The sequence below is a fragment of the Candidatus Endomicrobiellum agilis genome, from assembly GCF_020328115.1.
GTDB lineage: Bacteria > Elusimicrobiota > Endomicrobiia > Endomicrobiales > Endomicrobiaceae > Endomicrobiellum > Endomicrobiellum agilis.
The window spans coordinates 103,145-121,447 of record NZ_JAIXMW010000006.1 but is presented as its reverse complement, the minus strand read 5'-3'; the positions used below and the strand labels follow the sequence as shown (position 1 = coordinate 121,447).

The following is an 18,303-nucleotide window of genomic DNA, read 5'->3' as shown; positions in this document are numbered from 1 at the left end:
TTTACTCATCTATTTTTGCCATTAAAATGGAACAATACCCAAAAAAAACGATTATTTCTTTAAATTCCAAACAGCTAAGGCACTATCCACTCTGTTTACGCCGTTAAAGATTTTCATTTTTAAGCATGAATTACCTTTGTATTTATTTAATTTTTGTTGTATATTATACTAAAAAAAGCGACAGGAATTACCAAAAATGAAAAAAGAAAAATTTTTATTGGTTATATTGACAGTTCTTGTAGTTGTTTTCTTTGCAATTTTTATTTTAAACAAAGTAAAAGAAAAAAAGAATGCGCCCGTTTTACAGAAATTCGACGACGCTTACATTGCTATAATAGCACCACCCATGAAAAAAAGCATCCAAAATGAACATCTAGCAAAAAACACATCAAACAACAAGATTCATGAAATATCTTTTTACAAAGCAAAATATAAAAAAATCGAATATACTATTGTACATGTAAAATATCACCGCGAAGTAAATCTCAAAAGCGGAACAGAATCAATTGTGAATACGTTTAAAGATAATAATTTTATCTACAAAACAATGGACAACGAAATTAAAGGTAATAAAGGCATACTTCTAGAAGGAACTTATGAGCTAAACGGAATAAAATACGCAATCAAAGAACAGCTTATAAAAAAAGCGAACATTTTTTGGCAGATAATTGTCATTTTCCCATACTCTGAAAAAAATAATGCTATCGCACAAAACTACATAAATTCCATAGATATTGTTATATGATTGAACCTCTCGCTAAATCCGATTCTTAAAAAACCAGCTAAAATATCATAATCTAGCACTTAACAATTTAAATTTGCCGGACAAGCTTCATTCTTTGCGCTTTTTTTACAGCAATGTTAAGAGTTAACTTAACTTCTATGTCTAATGCACAATTATATATACATAAAAACAGAAACGCTCATAATCATTCTAACCTACATTTACAAGCTTCATCTTATTCGAGAAACGTTTGTACAGCAGTTTTTTTAATACAGCATTTTCATCTTTGGAAAGATAGGGGTCGCTTTTTGCAACTTTAACGGCAAAATCTTTTGTAAATTCAATAATATTGACGTCTTTTATTAAATCACCTGCTTTAAATTTATGGAAACCGTGCTGTCCCGTCCCCATAAATTCTCCGGGACCTCTCATCTTAAGGTCTTCTTCCGCAATTTTAAAACCGTCGTTTGTGGAAGTCACAACTGAAAGTCTTTTGCGAACACTTTCAGTTCCTAAATCAGCTATGAGATAGGCGTAAGACTGCTTAAAACCTCTGCCTATTCTTCCCCTAAGCTGATGGATCTCCGACAATCCAAACCTTTCGGCATTTTGGATTATCATAACCGTGGCATCAGGAATATCTATTCCAACCTCAATGACAGTCGTAGATATTAAAACATTAAATTCTTTGTTTCTAAATTTCTGCATTATCTCATTTTTTTCTGACGGTTTCATTTTCCCGTGCAACAAACCAACTTTAAAATCTTTGAACCAAGTCTGCGATAATCTTTCTGATTCCCGTACCGCAGACTTCAAAGCAAGTTTGTCTGATTCCTCTACGAGAGGATACACAACATATGCCTGATTTCCATTTCTAAGTTCCTCTATCGTATTTATATAAGCGAATTGTTCACTTGAAGAATAAGTTTTTATAGGAATTCTTCCGGGCGGTAATTGCCTAATTGTAGTAATATCCATTCCGCCGTACGCAGTCATTGCAAGCGATCTTGGAATAGGCGTCGACGTCATCATTAAAATATCAGGCGATCGCGCTTTACTTAACGCCGCAAATTTTTGCATAACTCCAAATCTGTGCTGCTCATCTACTATCACTAATGACAAGTTTTTAAATCTTATCTTGTTTTCTATCAGCGAATGCGTGCCGATTGCAATCTTTATGTTGCCATTCTCAAATCCTGCCAATATTTTTTCTCTTTCGCTTTTTTTCCTCAATGTAAAAGAAGTTGCCAAAACAATTTCAACATCAAGACCCGCAAGCATATTTGACACCGTGAGATAATGCTGTTCGGCTAAAATTTCAGTTGGAGCGATAATCATTGTCTGATAGCCATTTTCCACTGCAAGCAAAACTGCACTCAACGCCACAATCGTCTTCCCAGAACCCACATCTCCCATAAGCATTCTGTTCATGGGATACATGCTCTGCATATCAGAAAAAATATTATTTATTGCTTTTTTTTGGTCTTTCGTAAATTCAAATTTTAAATTGTTCTTAAAAGTCGTAAGTAGCGTTTTTTGTATTTCATATTTTTGTATTTTACGATTCTTTTCGATATTGTTTCGCGACAATGAAAAGGCTAATTCCAAAATAAAAAATTCCTGTAAAGCAAAAGATCTCCTCGCATTTTCGGCATTCTCTAAGCTATCGGGATAATGAATTTTTTGAATCGCAAGCGAAGAGTTTAATTTAGGAATACCGTCAAAATCTGGTATCAAACCTGATATGTCAGGATATGATTTACAAAACAACTCCAAAACGTTTTTAACCGCTTCTCTTATAAATTTTTGATTTAATCCTTCAACTGCCGGATATACGGGTATAATTCTGTTAAATGATAAAGGGTTGTCTTTTTTATTTTTAACGATTTCATAGTCGTCTACATCTATAAAATTGCCGCCGATTTCCACTTTTACACCGCCGTAAATATAAGCGAAAGTTCCGAATTTAAAAGCCTTCTTTATAGAAGCAAAAACATCTATGTCGAAATAAGAGTTTTTCTTTCTGAAAAAACGGGCATACGTCAAATAAACGCCGTCAAATATTTCTATGCTTAAAATACAAAGTCCCTTTGAAAGTTGCTTCTCATACATTTTCCCTATTCTGCCAAATATACAGCTTTGCGACTGATTATAGGCGTTTATGTCTATTATAGAAACAATTTTTGTTCTGTCTTGATATTGAATAGGGAAAAAAGTCAGCATATCATCAACAGTTTTTATACCAAGTTTTTCAAACAATAGCGCACGTTTAGGTCCGATTCCCTTCAAATATTGTATTCCACTGTCTAAATTTAACATAGCGATATTATTATAATAAATCAGCCTCCTCTCATTGTGAGTCTCGGCAACGGTTTTAAATATTCAAAACCAATTTGACTATAAACATCTGATAATGTATAATTCCAAAATACTAGTATTATCGAAGGAGCGCAAAAAAATGTCTTACAAATGTGTAGTTTGCGGAAAAGGTTCAGCATCGGGAAATACAATTAGTCATTCAAATAAAGCTTCAAAAAGGCTTTTTAGACCCAATCTTCAGAATTTAAATATTATGCTTAACGGCAAAAAAGCTCGCGAATACGTCTGCACGTCCTGCATTAAATCGAATAAAGTCAAGAAAGCAATATAAAAACTGAAATAAAGAAAATAATACAAAACTTTTTTATGAAAAACGATAAAGAGTCTGTTTTACAAGGATATATTTGAATAAAAATTTCTGATGATCGTATTGATTTTCTTACAGAATTACTTTCTTCAATAACCACCTTTAATTCGTTGCATGTTTTTACTTAAACAAAAGAAAGAGTTTTTTGGAGTTCCATCTCTTCATATTTCCATCTTTTTATCGCAGGTATTTTAAAGAGTTTTTTTGCTAATATTCTTCAATTACAAAATTTGCTATAGCCTTTTTTTATTGTAGCACTTAATTGCCAATATCTGAAATTGATATTCTACTGTTTACAAGCGCTCTTTAAAATAATTTCAGCGGATCTCCTGCTCACCCCCGGCGTTCCCAGCATTTTTCTGAAAGCAAGCAGTTCTCTAACTTTCGGCATATAATTTCCCGCGTTTAACTGCTCTAACACTGACAATGCAATTTTTTGCGGTTTTGCATTAAATTGTATAAATTCCGGGACAATCTTTCTGCCGGCTAAAATGTTTACCATAGTTATGTATTTTATCTTCATTATTGCTCTCATAAAAAAATAGTCAAAATATGCCAATTTATACATCACAACCATCGGAATTCCCATTAAAGCATTTTCAAGACTTACGGTCCCCGACGGACAAATTGCGAAATCTACAGATTTTCTTTTTTCAAAATCTTCCGAACTTTCAAGCCTAATATATTCAGGCAAATTGAAGTCAATATTGTTGCCAGTGCTAAACATTACAAATTTTGCGCCTATTTTTTCTTTAAGTATTTTCGCAGTTTCAAGTACTATCGGCACATGGCGTTTAACCACACTCGCACGACTTCCCGGAAATAAACCTATAACAGTCGGATTTGATATCCTGAAACTCCGCTTTTCCGAAACTCTATCTATTAGAGGATTCCCGACAAAGACTACATCAGCACCGTTATTTCTATATAGCTCTTCTTCAAACGGAAAAATTACAAGCATTTTTTTTACTGTTTTGGAAAGCTTTTTTATTCTTCCGCTGCGCGATGCCCACACCTGCGGACTTATATAATAGTAAACAGGAATATTTAATTTCTTTGCAAGTCTTGCGACAAATATATGAAACCCATAATAATCCACAAGTATAACTTTATCGGGACACTTTTTACTAAAATGATCCGCAAGTTTTTTTAAGACTCTCTTCAAATAAAAAAACTGCTTCACAAGTAAAAAGCCAAAGGCATTTATGCTTACTATATCTTCAAGAAATTCATCGGCAATTAATTTTAAATTGTCGCCGCCTACGGCTGAAATATGGCATGAAGGATTGATATTTTTTATTTCTTTTACAAGATTTGAAGCGTGTATTTCGCCGGAAATATCTCCGGCAGAAACAAAGATTTTATCATTTGCCATTTTTACCTTATTACGAGCAAATTTATTTTGAGAGCTGACGCAAAATTCATTATTGCAACCAACTTTTCACTTTTTATCAAAACGCCATATTCTTCAGAATATCTAGTGCCAGTTCGACAGCATCTCTCCCATGTTCGCCCGAAACAGCAGATTTTTTTCCTTCAATAACATTGCTTAAGAAATTATCAAGTTCATAAAAAAGCGGTTCATTCGACGGCAGTTTAGGTTTTTTAATATCTATGTCAGAAAAAGAAGTTATTTTTGTCTTCCCCTCTTTTTTTTTATAAACCTTAAGACTTTTTCCCGCGCAATCTATAGAAACATAACTATTGGACTGAAAGATTCTCATTTTTCTGTATTTTTCCGTTGAAACCCTGCTTGCAGATACGTCCGCTACACAGCCGTTTACATATCTCAACCTAACTTTTGCAATATCTTCAGTGTCTGAAAATATTTTTGCCCCGTGCGCTTCAAAAGAAATAACTTTATCTTTTACAAGAGAAAATAAAATATCCAAATCATGTATCATCAAATCTAACACTACGCCTATATAATTATTTTTGGGATCATAAGGACCGAGCCTGTTAACCTCAATAAATTTTGGATCACTTATAAATGGCACAGCGGCAACAATCGCAGGGTTAAATCTCTCGACGTGTCCTACTTGCAAAACTAAATTTTTAGCTCTTGCCATTTCTATAAGTTCTTCAGATTCTTCAACACTTAAAGTAAAAGGTTTTTCGACAAGACAATGTATGCCGTTTTGTAAAAGCGGCTTTGACACTTGATAATGATACGACGGCGGAACCGCAATCACTGCCGCATCAATTTTCCCTATAAGCACACTAAAATCCGTCAAATGACTCGTTTTATTTGCTTTTGCGATTTTTCGAGATCTTTTTTCATCCGTATCGACAACAAATTCAAGCTTCGAATTAGGGTGTCGTCCTAAAATTCTTGCATGATGCTGTCCCAACGATCCCACTCCAATCACAGCAGTCCTCACACTCACTTTTTGTAACCCCTTATTACCTCAATTATTTTATCAGTATCGGACTTTGAAAGAGACGGATGAACCGGAAGCGATAATACCTCACCTGCAGCTTTTTCCGCTTCCTTGCACAATCCGCTTCTGTATCCAAGCTGTTTATAAAATGGTTGCTTATATAATACAGTATTGTAATAAATCCCGCTTCCTATGCCATTATTGGACAAATAGTCAATAAATTTCTTTCTTTCAGAGGCGGAAATCCTTACTGTGTATTGATGGAAAACGTGTCTGCAATTTTCGGGGATATAAGGCGTCTGCAAGAAATCCAAGTCCTTAAAAGCTTCATTATATTTCCAAGCATTGGCAATCCTTTTTACAATACGACTCTCAAGTTGTTCAAATTGGGCTATACCTATTGCCGCTGCAAGATTCGTAAGCCTGTAGTTATATCCTAAAACAGTAGTCGCCGAATGTCTGTCTCTGCCGTGATTTATAAGCTGCCTTCCGTATCTGTCGGCTTTTATATCATTCGTAAGAACAATTCCGCCTTCGCCAGTCATCATATTTTTCGTCGTATAAAAAGAAAAAGCCGCGACATCGCCGAAAGAACCCACTTTTCTGCATCTAAATTCAGCACCGTGCGCTTGACAAGAATCTTCAATAAGTTTAAATTTATATTTTTTCTTAAGCTTAAGAATTGCATCCATATCGCATGGAAGTCCGTAGAGGTGGACCACCAAAACAGCTTTGATATTTTTCTCCATCTTCAACGTTTTCTCAAGCTCAACGGGATTTATATTAAAAGTCTTCGGATCAATATCTACAAAAACAGGCTCTGCTCTACAGAAAAGAATTGAATTTGAAGTCGCTATAAATGAAAAAGGAGTCGTAACAACTTTATCACCCGGTTTAATACCGCACATCAAGAGAGACACATGAAGCGACGACGTTCCGTTTGCATTCGCAATACCAAACTTTACACCGCAGTATTTTGCAAAAGATTGTTCGAACCGCTCAACATATTCGCCACTTGCAAGAATCCTAGAGTCTAAAACTTCTTTAATCAACTGCCTTTCTTTTTTCCCGACAATGGGGAGCGTTATGTTTATCACTGCTTTCCTTTCTTACAAACTCAATTTTAACACGGAATTTTACTCAAAACTCAATACTATAACACTATCTCACAGTTATTCGTATTGCTCCTATTGACTATATACACATACATGCATTTTGCTATTTATATCGCCAATATAGTGACACCTGCTTTTTCTGCTTTCTCTATAACTTCGTTTTTGTCCAATATTAAAGTGCCACCGGATTCTATTGCCATCGCCCGGACTTTATTTTCTTTCAGAGTATCGACAGTGTTAACACCTATAACGGGAACATCAAATCTAAAATCTTGATTTGGTTTTGCAACTTTAACGACTATGGAATTTTCTCCGCCGAGTTTATGCGCGCGTCTGATACATTCATCTGTACCCTCGACTGATTCAACTGCAAGAACAGACTTATCTTTTACAACGACAGTCTGCCCAATATCAAACCCCGATATTCCTTTTGCGATCTCGTATCCAAACCCAACATCCTCATTTTCATTTAAAGAAAGTTTTTTTCCCGATATTAAGCCCTTTTCAGCAAGCAAGTGTTTTAAATAAGTATGAGACGGCATAAGATGTATTCCATCTTTCTCAAATTCGCCGGCAATCGTCTTCAAAATCGTATCCGCTTTTTTATTAATCAAACTTCTCATTACTTTAACCGCACGCCAATCCATATTCACTGCAGAATAAATTTTAACGTGTTTTACCTGCCCCGCCATTATAACAGCCTTTACATTTTCATTCTTCAAAGCGTCTATAATTTTCTGAAATTTCCATATAGAGAGCCAATATGTTTTATCGCAGACTTTTTCAAGTCCGATATCAGCTTCTTCTTTTAAAGCAATGCAAACAACACTGCAACCTTTTCTTTTTATTTCTTCAGCTACCAAAAAAGGAAATCTGCTGTTTCCCGCTATAAGCCCTATGTTTTTCATAATTAATATTTTCTTTAATTCGCTATTTTATTCTTCATCATAACCATAAACGGCAAGGCAAACTCATATGCCGTCATTCGGGTCTTGCTATTCCTCTTTGGGAACTCTTTATAAACTCAACTATCTCCTGAACGCAAACGGACATGCTTTGTTCTATTTTTGCCAAAGCATCTTTAAGCAAAAGTTTTGACATAAAGAGAGTACGGTAAGCGTCCTTAACGGCGGCAATTTCCTCAGCAGACATTTTTCTTCTTTTCATACCGACCAGATTTAGACCATTGAGCACCGCCCTATACCCCACACATAAAGTGTACGGAATTATATCCATGCTAATGGCAGCTCCGCTTCCCGTCATTGTGCCTTTCCCGACTCTTGCAAACTGGTGAATTCCAACATTCGCACTTATAAAAGCATCATCGCCGATTTCGACATGTCCTGCTGCAGCAGAATAATTCGCCATAACAACGTTATCTCCTACGCGACAATCGTGAGCTACATGAGATGACGCCATAAAATAACAATTTTTGCCAACTATTGTTTTCTCTGTTTTTTTCGTGCCCCTGTTAAAAGTTACAAACTCTCTCATCACTGTACCGTCGCCAACATAAACTTTTGAAGACTCGCCATTATAACATAAATTCTGAGGGGGGGTTCCGATTGAAGCGGAATTATAAATTTTACAATTCTTACCAATTTCAGCGCACTCTATATAAGCGTTTGAACCTATTACAGTTCCCGATTTAATTTTAACATTCTCACCTATCACAGTATAAGCGCCAATCTCTACGTCGCTTTCTATAATTGCAGTCCTATCAATTATTGCCGTTTTATGTATCATTTTTTTTTACACTTCTAGCTTATGCCTAAGCTAAATTTTTAGACCTCGTTTATTATTTAGTTGCCCACATTGCTGGCAGATTCATAGTCATTGCTCTAGTTTATCATATTCTTTAATAACCGAGAAATTATGCCAGATACCATTTCCAATGCATATACTATTTTATAAAAAAACTTTGTTTCGCTCTCAAGCGATAAGCAAAGTTTAAGAGATACTATATTTATGCCAATAGATAAATGCTCACTTAAGAACAAATCCTCTCTCTTTTTTGTCGAAAAACAAAAGAACAGATTAAATGTTTATTCAAAGTGTTACATCTTTTTCATACATGTAACAAAAGATTTTTCAAACAGACCCAAACCTTATGATGCCGTGAAGCAGAATAGCCAAAACGATGACAGTATGTTAAATCGCTATATCTTTAACATAAGGCAACGTTAAATCCTCAAGCTCCGTCATTGCATTTTCCAATGTCAGTTTTGACATAAACAATATTTCTACGAGCATTTTTTTATATCTTCAATTTCAGCAAGTTTCATTTTTTTCTCTTTTTAATCCCACAAGATTTAAACCGACAAAAGTCGCTCTGTCCTCCTGCACTGTTAAATAAGAGACAACATCCATATTAATCATTGAACCTGCGTCTATCATTGTGGATTTTCCAATCTTACAAAATTAATGAACGACTATGCTTACACTTAAGATTATGCCATCGTTTATTTTAACATATTCCACAACTTCTGTTGAATATCCTATTATTACGCCGGCACGGTCTCTATATGCGCACGACATAAGCGAACAGTTTACGCTAACAACAGTCTATCCCGCGCATTAGTGCCTCTATTTAAAGTTGTATATTCTCTGATTGTAGCGACGGCGCCAACTATAACCTCTGTCTCCTCGCCCTGATATTTTAAATGGAGACGTTTATCACTGACGAAAAATTAAAAATCTCACAATTACTTCCTATTTCAGCATACTCAATAACCAACTATCCGTATACTCTGCCCCATTTTTTATAATTGTCTCCGGGCATATAATTACATTAGGAACATATTTTCACATTTCCTTCAACAACTGCACTTTTACCGATCACAGTCCTCTGATGAATCATTTTATATCTCTCACGCTGACTCTGAGATTATAACAGCAACCGCGACCTAATACATATCTCCGACTCTTCTCATTCCCCTTTTTCTACATTGAACAAAGAAAAGACAGATACCGTAATTCTGTGTTACGTCTCTTAGTTTCTGTCAACAATAACAAACATAAACTCAGCTTCTGCAACTAATTTACCGTCCACATAAGCCTCGCCTTTCACTTTTCCGCGTCTTCCTGAATCTTTTATTATCTCCGCGCGAAGTTCAAGAACATCTCCCGGTTTTACGGGCTTGCGGAATTTTGCTTTGTCTATAGACATAAAATACGCAAGACAATTTTTCATTTCAGGCTTTGAAAGAAACATAACACAAGATGTCTGCGCCATTGCTTCAATAATCAAAACTCCGGGCATTATTGGCGCCCCCGGGAAATGCCCTTGAAAGAAATTTTCATTTCCGCTCACGCATTTATATCCTACGATTTTTGAAGCATTTGCCGTATTTATTTTTACCTTATCAACCATAAGGAACGGATATCTATGAGGTATATAATTTAAAACTTCCTCAGTACTTAATATCCTTTCGGTTCCTGTCGACTCTGCGTTTTTAGTATTATTGTTCATTGTCACCTCCTGTAATTTCATCATTTTCAATAACTGCTTTTTTCAAAAATTCTTTCACAAAACCTATATTGTTTTGATGTCCTGGTTTATCCGCGATTATTTTAGCTTTTACAGGTTTTCCAGCTAAATATATGTCACCTATCAAATCAAGCATCTTATGTCTTACAAACTCATCGCTGTAATGCAACGACTTCTTATTGTGTACTCCATTCAAACCTATGACTATAGCACTATTCATAGATCCGCCCAGAGCAAGTTTTCTATTTTGAAGCGCTTCTATTTCATAGTCAAAGCAGAATGTCTTTGCTGGCGCAATATTGTCTAAATAAAAATCTTTGTTGAAATCTCTTAAAAACATCTGTTGAAACCGTAAAAATGGATGATCAAAACCTATAGTACACTCTATTTCAAGTTTATCAGATGGATAAGCAGATATCTTAGTTTTTCCAGATTTAAAATATACGGAATTTTTAAGAACGTAATACTCTCTTGGAACATCAAATTCCTTTACACCGCATTTTAAAAGAGTCTCTGCAAATATTTTTGCACTTCCATCTAAAATCGGAGGTTCATTATTATTTATTTCTATAATTAAATTGTCAATTCCGAGAGCAAAACATGCAGACATAATATGTTCAATTGTACAAACTTTCGCACCATTTTTTTCAATAACACTTCCTCTTACCACCATACCTGTAGAAGTGTTTGACCAAACAGCTTCAATCTCAGGTCTATTCGGCAAATCTATTCTTATAAATTTAATACCATATCCAGCATTGGGAGCAGGTTTAAAAATTACCATGCTTTTATTTCCGGTATGAAGTCCTACTCCTTCGACAGAAACTTCTCTCAAAACAGTCGTCTGCTTCGCCATATTAAGTCTGTTTATTTTCTAAATGTTTTTTCATTTTTTTCAAATCCCGATATATCTCAGGTAATTTTCTCATCAATACTCTCGCCTTTATACTTTGATTAATCGGTGCTATAGGATTCCCGCCAACCTGCTCGCCATCATTCAGATGTCCTGAAACGCATGACCAACTTGCTATCATCACATTGTTACCTATTTTCAAGTGTCCCATAACTCCGGTTTGTCCGCCGATTGTCACGTTATTTCCCAACCGTGTTGACCCCGATATTCCAACCTGTGCGACAATTAGACAGTTTTCGCCAATCTGAACATTGTGTCCTATTTGAACGAGATTATCAATTTTTGTCCCGCTTCCTACTCTTGTAACATCGACAGTAGCTCTGTCAATTGTAGTGTTTGCTCCGATCTCAACGTCATCTCCTATCTCAACTCTCCCCACCTGCGGAATTTTGCACATCTTACCGTTAACAGTCGTAAAACCAAAACCGTCTCCGCCAATAACAACTCCAGGTTGAATAACAACCCTGTCACCTATCGCGGTATCCTCTCTTATAGTAACATTGGAGTATATAAGACATTCTTTACCGATTTTTACATTTTTACCTATATACACATTGGGAAATATCTTTGCATTATTACCAATTTCTGCTCCTGTTTCAATTACGACGTTTTGTCCTATATATGCATCTTTTCCCAGTTTTGCGCCATCTGCTATTGAGGAGGATACATGCACACTTTTTCCTATTGAATTAAATTTCTCTTTTTCAATAATAGAAAGGACAATACCGTAAGCATAGCGGGGATCCGACACTTTTATGACATTTTTATCTTTAAACTGTAGAATATCCGTATCTGCTGCAACAAAAATAATTCCAGCCTCAGTTTTTAAAGCTTTGGAAAGATATTTTAAACTCTCCAAAAAAGAAATTTCATTTTTTTTTGCTTCTAAAAGTCCGTTAGCCCCCGTTAAAACAATACTTTTATCGCCAATAAGCTCTCCTGAAACAATTGTCGCAAGTTCCAGCGCCGTAAGTTTCATTTATTTATCCATCCTTCACAACCATATATATAATTTTGTCTGTAATATATTTTCATCTTTACGTTTTTACGTTAAATGTTCCACCAATTTAAAATTATGCCCGCATCATGTCGCATATTCACTAAAATAAATTCCCGAAACATCTTTACTTCTTATAATTGCTCCGCTCGCGGACGACTTAAAAAGCACAAATTGTCAACGATTCAGAAAAATATTTTAAAAAACACTTTCTCCGACACTAAAATATATTTGATACGTCTTTTCTCCCGGTCTCTGGTTATGATTTAGTCCGTATCCAAAATCGACCCTCACAGGAACAAAAGGATTTACAAGCTTTATCCCAAAACCTATACCAGAACCCAAATTGTTTTTACCGTTTTCTGAAGTTAATTTTACATTCTTATAATCACCCCAAACTCCGCCTATATCAAAGAATATGCTGCCTTGAACCACTGTTTTTTCATCAAAACTAATTATCGGAAATTTATATTCAAAGTTCATCAGTCCCATAATTTTGCCGCCCATGTCAGGTCCAATTTCAGTTCTATATTTGTAACCTCTTATAGTATCCGAACCGCCCAAATAAAACCCATCATAAATAGGAACAGTTTGACAATGCCCATATGGTACAATTATACCGCCTTGCAAATTAACACACAATACAAATTTCCAAAATGTATTAAAAAACCACGTTGACCTAGTAGATCCTTTAACAAAATCTATATCCCCGCCCAAATAAGAGCTCGCCAACTGTACGTTTGCAAAATGCCTGCTTCCTTTTGAAGGATCAAAAACATAATCCCTCGAATCATAAATAAATTGGGCAAGAATGCTAGATTTATTTTTCGATGAATCACGTTCAATATTGTCTCTTACAGATGAGTTAATATTGTCTAAAATAATACGTTCATAGTTATATCCAACCAACAAACTTATATAATCATTAATTCTGTGACCTACTTTTGCCGTAAACCCAGTCTTCTTTTCGTTATATGCGTCCGCTATTTCTTTAAAATCCCTTCCTTTACAAATTTTAAATGTATCCAAGCTTAAACTTAAGTTTTTATCAAAAACCCACGGCTCTGTCCAACTTATTTCATAATTCTGGCTTCTTTTGCTAAAATCCAAAAACAAGCCCAATCTTTGTCCCAATCCAAATATATTCAGATGCTGAGCCTGTGCCGATACGGTTAACTCACCATCTACAGAATATCCAGCACTCAAGCTAAGCAAACCATTTTCTCCCTCAACAACAGAAACTGCTAAATCCACAATATCAGGATCTCCAGTATTAAGCATCTTAAATTCAATATTATTGATAAAACCCAAACTTTGAATTTTTTCGCGACTTTTGGATATTTTTTCAGGTTCGAACACCTCTCCGGGTTTTATAAGAAGTTCTCTTCTTATAATTTTATCCTTTACCGAAACAAGCCCCTCAATATAAATATTCCCTATACGAACAACAGAATTCTCTTCAATTGATAAATTTATATGGACAAACCCACTATCATCCTTTTTTTTAAAAGACGGAGTAATCTTTGTTTTCATATATCCTTTATTTAAATAGGACTTATAGATACTCATCACTGTTTCGTCAACTTTATCCTGATTAAAAATCTGTCCTTTTTTAAATTTAATTATTTTTGCTATTTCCTTATCGTCAATAGCAAAATTGCCGTTACAAGTTACAGAACCTATTTTATATCTGTTGCCCTCGCTAATATCTAACGTTAAAAACATCTCCGTTCTGGCATTATTATATTCAACTGTCGAAGAAACAAACTGATAATCCATAAAACCGTTGTTTTTATATAATTTTTCTATTGACTCCAGATCTACATTATAAATATCTTCTTTAAATACTTTTTTCAGATTTATTTTCATAAGCTTGAGAATTTCTTCTTCTTTAAAGAAAACCGCGCCTCTAATTTTAACTCCCTCGACAGTGATTTTATTATTTTCGGTTATAAGAAAATTCATTGTCATTTTATTCGTATCCGCATTAACAGTAGGATAAATTTCAATCTGGCAATCGACGTAACCCGCTTCGCCGTACAAAACGCTTATCTTTTCTTTTGTTTCTTTAAATTTTGAAGAATCATAGTAATCTTTTTCTTTTAATGTACTTTCGCTTTTAAGTTTCCTTTCAGAAAATTCCGAGTTGCCTTTGAAAATAATATGCTCTATATAAGGCTTCTCCTCAACGGTAAAAGTAAGATTTCCGTTAAGATTATCAAAACAAACTTCAACATTGTCAAAATATCCAGTTCCAACAATTGAACGGACATCTTCTCTTGCCTTATCGGCTGAATAGAATTCGCCTTTCTTAAGACTTACAACTGACAAAACGCTTTTCGGCTTCACATTTTGTAGTCCATCAATTAAAATATTTGAAATCGCATAAGTATCCGCATAAGCATATACAGAAAATAACATTAGAAGAAATGTTAAAATTGAACGAGTTTTCATCAAAGCCCTCAATAAAGTGCAGAAACATAATTACGATATACTAAAATTTAGTTTAGCAGCAATTGATAATTATAGATAATTAACCTTTGTATTTTATTAAAAAATACATAAAAATTCAATGTAATTGTAATATTTATTTAGACAAACAGTAACATTTTAAAATTCTGAAACATAACATATCTGACATGTCTGTCCCAATTACTATCATTTTTATATTAATCCCTTATAGAATGCCGCCATATACTATTTAGCTCTCTAAACGCAAACCTCCTTGATATTTGCTCCGTTCTAAAAATATCTCGCTATTTTTTTTCTTTCGATCAACTTCTTTTGTCTTTTAACAAGTCGCACTCAGTTATTAAATCCGAGATTATCGAGATTATTAAAAGATATTGCTTTCAGCAGTGCAAAAAGATACAATTTTCTACAATTATCGACCGACATTATGCGCGTATAACAGATATGCAGGCACAATCAATTGTCGGATTGTCAGGCAAAGTCTCAAAGGATTTGTATTGCAATGGAAAGAAAATATAAGGTAGTAATTGTCGGGGCGGGACATGCCGGATGTGAAGCTTCTTTAGCATGTGCAAGAATGGGCTTAAAAACTCTTATAATCACATTAAATGTCGATTCAATAGCCAAAATGCCTTGCAATCCAGCTGTCGGCGGGATTGCAAAAGGACAAATGGTAAGAGAAATCGACGCTATGGGCGGAGAAATGGGACAGACGACAGACCACGCGGGTTTACAATTTAAAATATTGAACAGTTCAAGAGGTCCTGCAGTTTGGTCTCCGAGAGCTCAGTGTGACAAAGAATTATATTCGGTTTTAATGTCAAAATCTCTGCAAAATCAGCAGAATCTTGAAATACTACAGTCTGAAGTTACATCTCTAATAGTAAAAAATGGTAAAGTCTACGGAGTAAAAATACTTACCGGTGAAACAATAGAGGCAGATGCCGTCGTGTTAACTACTGGAACTTTTTTAAAAGGCACAATATATCTTGGTAAAATGCATTTTGATGGCGGAAGGTTTAACGAAAGATCTGCTTCATATCTTTCAAAATCGCTTGCTGAAGACTGTGGATTGGTGCTTGGAAGATTTAAAACAACTACAACGCCAAGAATCAATAGCCGCTCAATAGATTATTCAAAAATGACCGAACAGTCGGGCGACAAGAAACCCATGCCTTTTTCCCACTTCACAAAAGTTGAAGAATGGAGAAAAAAGCTAAAACAGCTCTCCTGCTGGCTTACCTATACAAATACGAAAACACATAAAATAGTCGGCGATAACCTCGAACTTTCATCTATTGATATCGGCGAAGTAAACAGCAAAAGTCCCAGATACTGTCCTGCTATAGAAGAAAAAATAGAACGCTATCCCGAAAAAACAAGCCACCACATCTTTGTGGAGCCAGAAGGCTACAATACCAACGAAATTTATCTGAACGGACTCTATACAGGTCTTCCTTTTGATTTACAAAAGCAAATGATAAATTCAATAGCAGGTCTTGAGAATGCAAAAGTAATAAGATACGGATATGCTATTGAATACGATTATTCAAATCCTTTACAGATAAAAAAATCTTTGGAAACGAAAACCGTCGAAAATCTTTTTTTGGGCGGACAGATAAACGGAACGACAGGTTATGAAGAAGCGGCATCTCAGGGTTTTGTCGCAGGCGTAAACGCCGGCCTTAAAGTTTCGGGGAAAGCGCCGCTTATACTTGGAAGAAATGAATCCTACATAGGAATACTTATAGACGATATAACAACAAAAGGCATGGATGAGCCTTATAGAATGTTTACTTCTCGAGCAGAATACAGACTTTCAATAAGAAATGACAACGCTGATTTAAGACTTATGGACATAGGACATTCAATAGGTCTCATATCAGATAAAGCATACAAAAAATTCGAATTCTATAGAAAAGTATTGACAAATATATACGAAGGAAATGCAGAAAATCTGCCTAGTGATGAGGAGTTGTCTCCATGGTCTCTTGAAAAAGCGCAAGAAGAAGTTTATATCCGCAAAAAATACGAAGGCTATATTGAAATTCAAGATAAAATGGCAAATAAAATGAAAAAAAATAAAGACCGAAGAATACCGGAAGATTTTGATTACAACAAACTTGAATCGCTTTCTGCAGAAACAAAACAAAGGCTTTTTGAAGTATGCCCACAGACGATAGGACAAGCTTCAGAAATACGTGCAATAAAACCATCTGATATAGCAATCCTAACCGTCTATCTCGAAAAACAGAAAAAAGAAAAGAAATAAAAGAATATTGAAAAATAAATCAGTTCATGCATATTTTTAGGAGCGAGGGAAACGCGTAAATTTTGATTTGCGGAAATAGTGGAAAAAAAAGTCGCAAAGACAATTTTATTTTTTAAAATATGTTTTTTTATAATACCAATTTTTGTATATAGCCAAATGGTGTGGAAATTTATTTTAGAAAATGATTAAATTTAATAATATCAAAAAGTGCAGACTCTGCGTCAAAGAATATATCTTCTGTTAAAAATATTCCACTAAAAGACAAATATTCTATTTTAATGATAAAAATGTCAACCGTGAACAAAAAAAATGTATATCTGTATTTTCATTTTATGTGATATTTTAATAAAATATACAAAACGCTTGAGTCTAAAGGAGATAAAAAATGTTTTCTTACACAACCATATTTTCTTACACAACCATAGGTCTCATCGCAGGTTTTATTTCTATGATATCTTTTACGCCACAGGTTTATAAAACGTGGAAAATGAAATCCGCGAAAGATGTTTCAATTCAAATGTTTGTTCTTTATACAACGAGCACTCTATTGTGGGTAATTTACGGTATAATAACCAAGCAATTCGCGATTTACGGGTTTAACACAATAGTACTCTTTCTTTCAATTACTCAAGTCATTTTAAAAATAAAATACGACTCGGAAGATAGGAAGAGAGCCAAAAAATCATAACATATTACGCAGCTGCCAGCAAAAAGTCGAATTAAGAAAAACGCGACGCAATTTAAATGTGTCGCGAAAAAATAAGACTTAATGATGTGTCAGCAAAAAAAATAAAAAAAGGGATTTAGTCGGTAATCTGTTACTAAATATCATACAATCAAAAAAGTATTTAAAGCGTATATATTCTTAACTTGGCGAGCAATATGCACTACTCAATTATTTCAATAATATAGAGATTCGACGAAAAAAAATAAATGGACGAAAAAAGAGCATGACATCTAGTCGGACTCTCAGCAATTATCCTTATGTGTATTATATAGAAGTGACAGCAAAAAAACAGATAGCTTTCTTAATAGCTATTTGTGTAACTCATACCAAATTTGCAAGAAAATTCGGAGCGGAAACTATGCTATAGCGAACCGCTCCGATTCAAAGTATTGCAAATATTGGCATAGCCGGACCTAGTCGAAAAGTCTTAAAGTGTTCTAACACTGAAAAAGAAAAAGTTGAATGAACTATTTTTTGGCTGCTGAAGAAGCGAAGATTTTGACAAAAGTCGCAAAGATTAATGATA

The 18,303-nt window shown here is 34.7% G+C and carries 15 protein-coding genes; 4 read left to right on the top strand and 11 right to left on the bottom strand.

Annotated features, from left to right (window positions below; all coding sequences use genetic code 11):
- Positions 1-196 precede the first annotated feature (196 nt).
- Positions 197-745, top strand: a complete 549-nt coding sequence (locus tag LE179_RS04830; RefSeq protein WP_374129242.1) for a hypothetical protein — start codon at positions 197-199, stop codon at positions 743-745.
- Positions 746-934: 189 nt separating this feature from the next.
- Here the strand turns inward: LE179_RS04830 and recG are convergent, their stop codons facing one another.
- Positions 935-3,043, bottom strand: a complete 2,109-nt coding sequence (recG, locus tag LE179_RS04825) for an ATP-dependent DNA helicase RecG (protein WP_374129241.1) — start codon at positions 3,041-3,043, stop codon at positions 935-937.
- Positions 3,044-3,182: 139 nt separating this feature from the next.
- On the opposite strand from recG, the gene rpmB reads away from it, so the two are divergent.
- A complete protein-coding gene (gene rpmB / locus LE179_RS04820) occupies positions 3,183-3,374 on the top strand; it encodes a 50S ribosomal protein L28 (RefSeq protein WP_374129240.1) in 192 nt (63 codons plus the stop codon).
- A gap of 322 nt (positions 3,375-3,696) precedes the next feature.
- On the opposite strand, the gene lpxB is transcribed toward rpmB, so the two are convergent.
- From lpxB to bamA, 10 genes are all read right to left on the bottom strand, one after another.
- Complete coding sequence (gene lpxB, locus LE179_RS04815) at positions 3,697-4,785, bottom strand: lipid-A-disaccharide synthase (protein WP_374129239.1); 1,089 nt, start codon at positions 4,783-4,785, stop codon at positions 3,697-3,699.
- A gap of 76 nt (positions 4,786-4,861) precedes the next feature.
- Positions 4,862-5,797 (bottom strand): Gfo/Idh/MocA family protein, encoded by a 936-nt coding sequence (locus tag LE179_RS04810; protein WP_374129238.1) that lies wholly within the window; start codon positions 5,795-5,797, stop codon positions 4,862-4,864.
- Positions 5,794-6,888 carry a DegT/DnrJ/EryC1/StrS family aminotransferase gene (locus LE179_RS04805; protein WP_374129237.1) on the bottom strand — a complete coding sequence of 365 codons (1,095 nt, stop codon included), beginning with the start codon at positions 6,886-6,888 and terminating at the stop codon, positions 5,794-5,796. Before LE179_RS04805 ends, LE179_RS04810 begins: the two co-directional genes overlap by 4 nt.
- A gap of 125 nt (positions 6,889-7,013) precedes the next feature.
- Positions 7,014-7,814: an LpxI family protein gene (locus tag LE179_RS04800; protein ID WP_374129236.1), complete on the bottom strand. Its 801-nt coding sequence runs from the start codon at positions 7,812-7,814 to the stop codon at positions 7,014-7,016.
- 73 nt (positions 7,815-7,887) lie between these two features.
- The gene (gene lpxA, locus LE179_RS04795) at positions 7,888-8,652 is read right to left on the bottom strand and encodes an acyl-ACP--UDP-N-acetylglucosamine O-acyltransferase (RefSeq protein WP_374129235.1); all 765 of its coding nucleotides are present in this window, start codon (positions 8,650-8,652) and stop codon (positions 7,888-7,890) included.
- Positions 8,653-9,177: 525 nt separating this feature from the next.
- The gene (locus LE179_RS04790) at positions 9,178-9,303 is read right to left on the bottom strand and encodes a hypothetical protein (protein ID WP_374129234.1); all 126 of its coding nucleotides are present in this window, start codon (positions 9,301-9,303) and stop codon (positions 9,178-9,180) included.
- 595 nt (positions 9,304-9,898) lie between these two features.
- Positions 9,899-10,378 carry a 3-hydroxyacyl-ACP dehydratase FabZ gene (fabZ, locus tag LE179_RS04785; protein ID WP_374129233.1) on the bottom strand — a complete coding sequence of 160 codons (480 nt, stop codon included), beginning with the start codon at positions 10,376-10,378 and terminating at the stop codon, positions 9,899-9,901.
- Positions 10,368-11,252: a UDP-3-O-acyl-N-acetylglucosamine deacetylase gene (gene lpxC, locus LE179_RS04780; RefSeq protein ID WP_374129232.1), complete on the bottom strand. Its 885-nt coding sequence runs from the start codon at positions 11,250-11,252 to the stop codon at positions 10,368-10,370. Before lpxC ends, fabZ begins: the two co-directional genes overlap by 11 nt.
- A 1-nt stretch (position 11,253) precedes the next feature.
- Entirely contained in the window at positions 11,254-12,288 is a 1,035-nt protein-coding gene (gene lpxD, locus LE179_RS04775; RefSeq protein WP_374129231.1) for a UDP-3-O-(3-hydroxymyristoyl)glucosamine N-acyltransferase, read from the bottom strand.
- A 216-nt stretch (positions 12,289-12,504) separates the two neighbouring features.
- Positions 12,505-14,760, bottom strand: a complete 2,256-nt coding sequence (gene bamA / locus LE179_RS04770; RefSeq protein ID WP_374129230.1) for an outer membrane protein assembly factor BamA — start codon at positions 14,758-14,760, stop codon at positions 12,505-12,507.
- A gap of 520 nt (positions 14,761-15,280) precedes the next feature.
- Between bamA and mnmG the strand changes: the two genes are divergently transcribed.
- Both mnmG and LE179_RS04760 read left to right on the top strand, forming a co-directional pair.
- Positions 15,281-17,050, top strand: coding sequence for a tRNA uridine-5-carboxymethylaminomethyl(34) synthesis enzyme MnmG (mnmG, locus tag LE179_RS04765; protein ID WP_374129229.1), 1,770 nt, complete (start codon positions 15,281-15,283; stop codon positions 17,048-17,050).
- 385 nt (positions 17,051-17,435) lie between these two features.
- Positions 17,436-17,738 (top strand): SemiSWEET family sugar transporter, encoded by a 303-nt coding sequence (locus LE179_RS04760; RefSeq protein WP_374129228.1) that lies wholly within the window; start codon positions 17,436-17,438, stop codon positions 17,736-17,738.
- Positions 17,739-18,303 lie beyond the last annotated feature (565 nt).

What these genes read in the sequence shown, in the direction of transcription:
- fabZ (WP_374129233.1), bottom strand. Translation starts at nt 10,378, where the DNA reads ATGAACAATAATACTAAAAACGCAGAGTCGACAGGAACCGAAAGGATA.
- rpmB (WP_374129240.1), top strand. Translation starts at nt 3,183, where the DNA reads ATGTCTTACAAATGTGTAGTTTGCGGAAAAGGTTCAGCATCGGGAAAT.
- LE179_RS04800 (WP_374129236.1), bottom strand. Translation starts at nt 7,814, where the DNA reads ATGAAAAACATAGGGCTTATAGCGGGAAACAGCAGATTTCCTTTTTTG.
- LE179_RS04760 (WP_374129228.1), top strand. Translation starts at nt 17,436, where the DNA reads ATGTTTTCTTACACAACCATATTTTCTTACACAACCATAGGTCTCATC.
- lpxB (WP_374129239.1), bottom strand. Translation starts at nt 4,785, where the DNA reads ATGGCAAATGATAAAATCTTTGTTTCTGCCGGAGATATTTCCGGCGAA.
- LE179_RS04790 (WP_374129234.1), bottom strand. Translation starts at nt 9,303, where the DNA reads ATGATAGACGCAGGTTCAATGATTAATATGGATGTTGTCTCTTATTTA.
- bamA (WP_374129230.1), bottom strand. Translation starts at nt 14,760, where the DNA reads ATGAAAACTCGTTCAATTTTAACATTTCTTCTAATGTTATTTTCTGTA.
- LE179_RS04830 (WP_374129242.1), top strand. Translation starts at nt 197, where the DNA reads ATGAAAAAAGAAAAATTTTTATTGGTTATATTGACAGTTCTTGTAGTT.
- recG (WP_374129241.1), bottom strand. Translation starts at nt 3,043, where the DNA reads ATGTTAAATTTAGACAGTGGAATACAATATTTGAAGGGAATCGGACCT.
- lpxA (WP_374129235.1), bottom strand. Translation starts at nt 8,652, where the DNA reads ATGATACATAAAACGGCAATAATTGATAGGACTGCAATTATAGAAAGC.
- lpxD (WP_374129231.1), bottom strand. Translation starts at nt 12,288, where the DNA reads ATGAAACTTACGGCGCTGGAACTTGCGACAATTGTTTCAGGAGAGCTT.
- lpxC (WP_374129232.1), bottom strand. Translation starts at nt 11,252, where the DNA reads ATGGCGAAGCAGACGACTGTTTTGAGAGAAGTTTCTGTCGAAGGAGTA.
- mnmG (WP_374129229.1), top strand. Translation starts at nt 15,281, where the DNA reads ATGGAAAGAAAATATAAGGTAGTAATTGTCGGGGCGGGACATGCCGGA.